General features: G+C 41.8%; 1 protein-coding gene and 1 pseudogene. One reads left to right on the top strand and one right to left on the bottom strand.

From position 1 onward, the window contains the following. A pseudogene (locus FTU91_RS16180) lies at nt 1–201 on the top strand (IS982 family transposase); the annotation flags it as partial. A 6-nt stretch (nt 202–207) separates the two neighbouring features. Here the strand turns inward: FTU91_RS16180 and FTU91_RS16175 are convergent. Further along, a complete protein-coding gene (locus FTU91_RS16175) occupies nt 208–1,824 on the bottom strand; it encodes a S8 family peptidase (RefSeq protein WP_180082841.1) in 1,617 nt (538 codons plus the stop codon). Nucleotides 1,825–2,315 lie beyond the last annotated feature (491 nt).

The raw sequence follows: 2,315 nt of genomic DNA, 5'->3' as shown, positions 1-2,315 counted from the left end.
TTCTGATGAATACCACTTGAGACAGCGAAAAAAATTGAAACGTTAATTGGCTTATTGAAAGAAAAATACCATTTAGTAAGCAGTAAACATCGGACTATTTCCGGTTTTCTAGCAGGCATATTTTCATGTTTATGTGCTTATCAACTCTGTCAGAAGAATAAGCCAAAAATTCATGTCGTTAGAAATTTAGCTTATCCGTAACTAGGGTTAAATAGTAATCGAGCTTACCAAATTACTGCTGGCTGCATAGGTCAGGTTACTGCCACCAATATTGTTGACGTTAAAGGTAGCCTGCGTTGCACTTTTGATGGTGCCGCTATTGATTTGGCATTGTCCCAAGCTGTTTGTCGTGCAGTTAAGATTGCTTCCACCTACAGAGAAACCGCCGGTTACTGTTGCATTCGGCACGGCAAGGTTATTACTGTCGACCACAGAAATGGTCACATTGGCACGCCATGTACCGTTACGATAACGTAGTGTTGTTGCATTAATTTTGCTGATATGCGCAATAATGCTTGGTACTGGGGTGATGGTCTGTGTGTCTACCAAGCTATAGAGCAATCGGTTTGGGCTACCCATCGGATTTTGAATCAGATTTATAGTGCTTTGGTTGAGTAGTTGATCAGTAATACTTTGCGGTGTTGCAGTACTGTTATTTTCCAGTAGTGTCGCAACTACGCCTGCAACATGTGGCGAAGCCATTGAGGTTCCGCTGGCAGTTGCTGCCGAGCTATTGCTACCAATCCAAGCAGAGGTAATCTGACTGCCTGGAGCGAAAAGATCGACACAACTGCCATAGTTCGAGTAGCTGGCACGGGTATCGGTTGAATCTGTGGCAGCAACGGTAATGGCTTTGCCTGCGCGAGCAGGAGAGCTGGTACATGCATCGGTATTTGCATTGCCTGCAGCAACCACTGGTACATAGCCGTTATTAAACAGGTTATCTATAGCAGTATCGAGGGTACTATAGGCACTGCCACCGAGAGACATATTCACCACTGCGGGTTTGCGACCATTTTGAATAATCCAGTCCAGTCCGGCAATCACACCACTCATAGCACCTGAGCCTGCACAATCGAGTACCCGTACAGGTACCAAGCCCACATTTTTTGCGATTCCATACGTACTGCCACCTACAGTGCCAGCTACATGTGTACCGTGGCCGTTACAGTCATTGGTGCCATTGTTATCGGCAATTGCAGAATAACCGGTTTGTACACGACCGTTAAATTCCTGATGTGAGGCTAAAATACCGGTATCGACAATATAGGCATTCACCGCAGAACCGGTTTTGTTATAACTAAATGATTTGCTTAGTGGCAAATTGTGCTGGTCAATACGATCCAGACCCCATACAGGATTACTTTGCGTGATTGTATTGGCCTGCATTAGAGTATCTTCTTCTACATAACTGACTTGCGGATTTTTCTGCATAGCCGTAAGGAAAGCTGACGTAGCCTGTTCTGGAATACGTACGGCAAAACCACGAATCGCCCGATTATACGTAAATAAAACTTGCCCCCCATGCTGTTTTGCTATTGCTGCAGCAGCTTGTGCAGGGAGATCTGAACCCGTTTGGAGTACTACAATATACTGGTTCTTGATGGGTGAAGCTGTTGTCGTGCTGGTCAATGTGGGTGCTAATACGGTCGGTGAAGAGTTTGCTGTCGTTGTGCTGGGTGTGGAAACTTGTTGGTTGGTCAGTACTTGATCTTGTTTTACTGCTGTTGTAGCAGCTTTATTCGATGGTGTGCTTACCGCATAAGCCAGGACAGCAACAGCTGAACTTGCTGCAAAGATAGAAATTTTATGGATCCTGTTCATTCGATACTCCTGACCCCAACCATAGCGGCTGAAAATTTAATTAATAAAATAGGGTAATTGTCATGCATTGTTCTGCTCAAAAGATAGCAGAATAAAATGAAGTTTTAATGGCATCATCAAATAATAATTTTTCTCGAAATCTGTTTTTTATTGGTTTTTTAAATATTTCAAGGATGGTTTGGGACGAGAAATATATGTGATTATAAGTTGATTGAGCATGGAATTTTCTTTATTTACTGTTCCCAATTGTTCCTGGAGAAAGATGATCTGGAATTTTTGTTAATAAGTATCGGGTGATTTTTACTTCGTTTTGTAAGCATTTGCTCACATGAATTTAAGGTTATAGCTTCTATTTGAAATACTGTAAATTTTCTTTGTACACGACAAAAAAAGATAACTCATTGAAATAATGGCATAATACTTGTTTTCTGACGACGAATATGATGACACATTTCAATGAGTTACATCTCATCTTAAACAAATATCTAAAG

It is taken from the genome of Acinetobacter sp. YH12201, assembly GCF_013418145.1.
GTDB lineage: Bacteria > Pseudomonadota > Gammaproteobacteria > Pseudomonadales > Moraxellaceae > Acinetobacter.
Note: the sequence above shows the minus strand (reverse complement) of the source record. Positions and strands in the feature narration are given on the sequence as shown.